The organism is Janthinobacterium violaceinigrum, assembly GCF_009208555.1.
GTDB classification, from domain to species: Bacteria; Pseudomonadota; Gammaproteobacteria; order Burkholderiales; family Burkholderiaceae_D; genus Janthinobacterium; species Janthinobacterium violaceinigrum.
The window spans coordinates 1-3,583 of record NZ_WFLI01000079.1; the positions used below are offsets into that span (position 1 = coordinate 1).

Annotated in this window: 5 protein-coding genes; all 5 read right to left on the minus strand. The window is 69.5% G+C overall.

Going from position 1 to position 3,583, the window contains the following annotated elements:
- Window positions 1–175: 175 nt before the first annotated feature.
- Window positions 176–940, minus strand: coding sequence for a malonate transporter subunit MadM (gene madM, locus GCN75_RS28625; protein WP_152259698.1), 765 nt, complete (start codon window positions 938–940; stop codon window positions 176–178).
- Window positions 933–1,361: a malonate transporter subunit MadL gene (madL, locus tag GCN75_RS28630; RefSeq protein ID WP_152285363.1), complete on the minus strand. Its 429-nt coding sequence runs from the start codon at window positions 1,359–1,361 to the stop codon at window positions 933–935. Before madL ends, madM begins: the two co-directional genes overlap by 8 nt.
- A gap of 61 nt (window positions 1,362–1,422) precedes the next feature.
- Window positions 1,423–2,235 (minus strand): biotin-independent malonate decarboxylase subunit gamma, encoded by an 813-nt coding sequence (mdcE, locus tag GCN75_RS28635; protein ID WP_152285364.1) that lies wholly within the window; start codon window positions 2,233–2,235, stop codon window positions 1,423–1,425.
- Window positions 2,232–3,086, minus strand: a complete 855-nt coding sequence (locus GCN75_RS28640; protein WP_152285365.1) for a biotin-independent malonate decarboxylase subunit beta — start codon at window positions 3,084–3,086, stop codon at window positions 2,232–2,234. Before GCN75_RS28640 ends, mdcE begins: the two co-directional genes overlap by 4 nt.
- Window positions 3,083–3,391, minus strand: coding sequence for a malonate decarboxylase subunit delta (locus tag GCN75_RS28645; RefSeq protein WP_152285366.1), 309 nt, complete (start codon window positions 3,389–3,391; stop codon window positions 3,083–3,085). Before GCN75_RS28645 ends, GCN75_RS28640 begins: the two co-directional genes overlap by 4 nt.
- Window positions 3,392–3,583: the final 192 nt, after the last annotated feature.

A 3,583-nucleotide genomic window follows, 5' to 3' on the forward strand; every position in this document is an offset into this window, starting at 1 on the left:
CGCTCGCTGCGCAGCCGGCCCCGCATGCCCACGGCGATGCGTCCGGGCGCCGCGCTGGCGCGCCGCACCACCAGCGGTGCCGCCTGCAGCCAGGCCGCATCGACCCAGGCGGGCAAGCACTGGCCCTCCGGCAGGCCGGACACCCACAGCAGGTCATGCGCGCGCCAGGATTCCATCAGGCCACCACCGCCTTGACGGCAAAGAACAGCAGCGATGGTCCCAGCAGACAGCCCAGCCCCGTATGAAACGTGGCCACCAGCGCGCCATACGGCACCAGCTTGCGGTCGGTGGCCGCCAGGCCGGCCGACACGCCGCTGACGGTGCCGGCCAGGCCGCCGAAGACCATCGCCGAACGCGGCGTCTTCAGGCGCAGGAAACGCGCTGCGGCGGGCGTGCCCACCATCACCAGGATGGCCTTGATGAGGCCTGCCGCGATGCTCAGGGCCATGACGTCCGAGCTGGCGCCGATGGCCGCGCCCGTGACGGGGCCGACGATGTACGTGACGGCGCCGGCGCCGATGGTGGTCATGCTGACGGCGTCCGAATAGCCAAACGCGTAGGCGACGGCGGCGCCGACGAGGAAGGGCAGCACCACGCCCAGCATCAGCGCCACCACGCCGATCAGGCCCGCCTTGCGCGCCTCCGTCGCCTGCACCTCGAAGGCGGTGGCGACGATGGCGAAGTCGCGCAGCATGGCGCCGCCCATCAAACCGATGCCGCCGAACAGCGACAAGTCGGCCAGGCCCTTGTGGCCGCCGCTATGCACGCCGCCCCAGTAAGCGAGGCCCAGGCCGATCACGATGGCGATGGCCGAACCGTGCACGCGGCCCAGGGTCAGATACTTCGACAGCGCCACGGATACCAGCATGATCAGGCCGACAAAGGCGAAGGCCGTCACCAGGCCGTTGTGAATGGCGGCTTTTTCAAAGATTTCAAGCATGGCGGTGCTCCTTCATCAGCAGGGAATCGGCTTGCACGCGGTCAGCTTCGGCGGCTGCGATGGCAGCAGGGCTTTCCGACCGGTTAATCAGCGAAATGACGGCGCCGCACACGAGCACGGAACCGATGGCGGCCAGCACGGCCACGGGCCCGCCGCGCAGCGCCGCCACCACGTCCTGCTGCGCCGCCATGGCCACCACCACGGGAATATACATGGCGCCCCAGTATTCGACGCCCCGCTCCGTCATCTGCGGCAGCCACGCGCGGCGCTGCATGTAGAGCCGGGCGCAGATCAGCAGCAGCATGGCGATGCCCACGCCGCCCACGTTCGTCTTGACGCCCATCAGCTGCCCGAGCAGGTCGCCCAGGAAGATGCCGAGCAAATGGCACAGGGCCAGCAATGCGGTTCCGTAAATGATCATGATTGTCTCCGTTATAGGAATAGGAAGGACTTGATGTCTTCTCTTTTGATGCACCATCCGCTTACCACTGCTGTCCCAGCACCTCCCTTACCTTTGCCGACGCCTGGCGGTGCGGCGCACCCAGGCGGCTGGCCAGTCCCCGTTCCGGATCGGCGCGGATATCGCCCAGCGCCGCCTGCAGGCTGGCGCGCACCTGCCCCACATCCGCGCCTGACGGCGCATCGGGCTGCGCCACCTGCAAGGTTTGCCACAGCAGTCCCAAAGTGGCGTAGTTGCGGATGTCGTAGGCCATGGGCGCGATCGTTTCGGCCAGCGCTTCCAGTGCCTCCACCGTGCGCAGGGTGATGCGCGCGGCCGACGCCTTGCCCATCGCATGCACCATCACCTGCGGATCGTCGAGCGCGATCAGGCGGTTGGCCTGGTAGCCGTGGGCCAGGAAAGCGCCCGACATGGCCTTGCCGACGATCAGGCCGATGACGGGGTGGCCCGCCAGGCGCGCTTCGGCATACGCGCCCGCCGCGCCGGCCAGCGCCTGGTGGATGCCATATGCTTCCTCGCGCCGCCCATAGGCCTGGCTGGCCACGTCGATGACGGCCACGATGGGACGTTTCACGGCCAGGTCGCGGTCCTCGGCAACCACCTGCTGCACGGCGCGCGCCAGCTGCCACGCCTCGACCAGGCCGACTTCTCCCGTGCGGGCGCGCGTAAACCGGTTGTCCGGGTCGGGCAGCACGGCGAGGTAGCGCGCCGGCTCGCCCGCCAGCGGCGCGTCCACCACGCGCACGGAAGCGGGATAGCCGTCCAGCGGCGCAGCGTTGTTCGTGAGTGCCGCCAGCCAGGTGGCGCCGCGGCTCGTTTCGGTAATGGCGTTCATGCTGCTGCTCCTTTGCTGTAGATGGCGCGCACGGCTTCGGGCGTGGCTTGCACGCCCGCGTCGACGTCCGCCAGGCGGGCCTGGAAGGCGTCGGCCTGGCCGCTGCGGTGCTGCCGCGGCACGCCGCGCGCAAACAAATCGGCCACGGTAGCGCGCATCTGTACCGTGTCGTCGTCCACGTAGGCGTCTGCCAGGCCGCTGTGGAAGCGCTGCTCGCCGCCCGTCAGGCTCCAGATGAAGGGCTTGTTGCGCGAGTCGAATTCGTCCACGCCCGCTTCCTGCTCGATCACGGCCGGGCCGTTGAGCCCCAGGCGCGCCTCGCGCGTGACGACGAGATAGCTGCACAGACCCGCCGCGATCGACATGCCGCCATAGCAGCCCACGGTGCCAGCCGTGATGCCGATCACGGGCTGGTAGCGGCGCAGGTCGACGATGGCCGCATGGATGTCGGCAATCGCCGCCAGGCCCAGGTTGGCTTCCTGCAGGCGCACGCCGCCCGTCTCGAACAGGATCACGGCACGCGTCGGCACGCCGTTGCGGTTGTCGCGCGCCGCCAGTTCCAGCGCACCGGCGATCTTCGCGCCGCCCACTTCGCCCATGCTGCCGCCCTGGTAGGCGCCCTCGATGGCCAGCACCACAGCCGGCTGGCCGTCGAACAGGCCCTTGGCCACCACCACGCCGTCGTCCGCCTGCGCCGTGACGCCCTGCCGCGGCAGCCACGGCGAAGCGATGCCGCAGAACGGGTCGAGCAGCTCGCGCATGCTGCCCGCGTCCAGCAAGGCCCGCGCCCGGCTGCGCGCGCTGCGTTCGATGAAGCTGTCGCGCTCCAGCAATTGCGTCAATGTGCTCATGCCGCCCTCCCCGCTTGCAATTCTTCGTAAGCCTGCTCGATGCGCATGCGCACCACGCCGGGCGTGGCGCCGCAATCATTGATGACGATGTTCGCCGCCGGCAGCGGCGCGCCGCCGAAGACGCGCAGCAGCAGCGCATCCCATACGGCGCCCTTGCCATCGACGGACGTGTTCACGACGATACGGGTCACGCCAGCGTCGCCCGGCTGCAGCAGCACTTCCAGGTCGCCCGAGCCGACGACGCCGGCCAGCGCGCGCCCCGATGCCGCCGGCCCGGCCGCGAATGTGTAGTCACGCGTTTCCATGCGCATCTCCTTCTGTCAGTCGATCGAGGAACAGGGTGGCCGCCAGCAGATCGGCCGCGCCGCCCGGCGCGCATGCCCGCCAGGTGGCCGTTCGGGTCGAAGAAGTAGATCGACTGGAAGATGGCGTGGTTCACGGGGCCCAGCACCTCGATGCCGCCCGCCACCAGGCGCTCCTTGGCGGCCAGCAGTTCT

Coding starts and splice junctions, on each gene's coding strand:
- GCN75_RS28645 (WP_152285366.1), bottom strand. CDS start 3,391: ATGGAAACGCGTGACTACACATTCGCGGCCGGGCCGGCGGCATCGGGG.
- madL (WP_152285363.1), bottom strand. CDS start 1,361: ATGATCATTTACGGAACCGCATTGCTGGCCCTGTGCCATTTGCTCGGC.
- madM (WP_152259698.1), bottom strand. CDS start 940: ATGCTTGAAATCTTTGAAAAAGCCGCCATTCACAACGGCCTGGTGACG.
- mdcE (WP_152285364.1), bottom strand. CDS start 2,235: ATGAACGCCATTACCGAAACGAGCCGCGGCGCCACCTGGCTGGCGGCA.
- GCN75_RS28640 (WP_152285365.1), bottom strand. CDS start 3,086: ATGAGCACATTGACGCAATTGCTGGAGCGCGACAGCTTCATCGAACGC.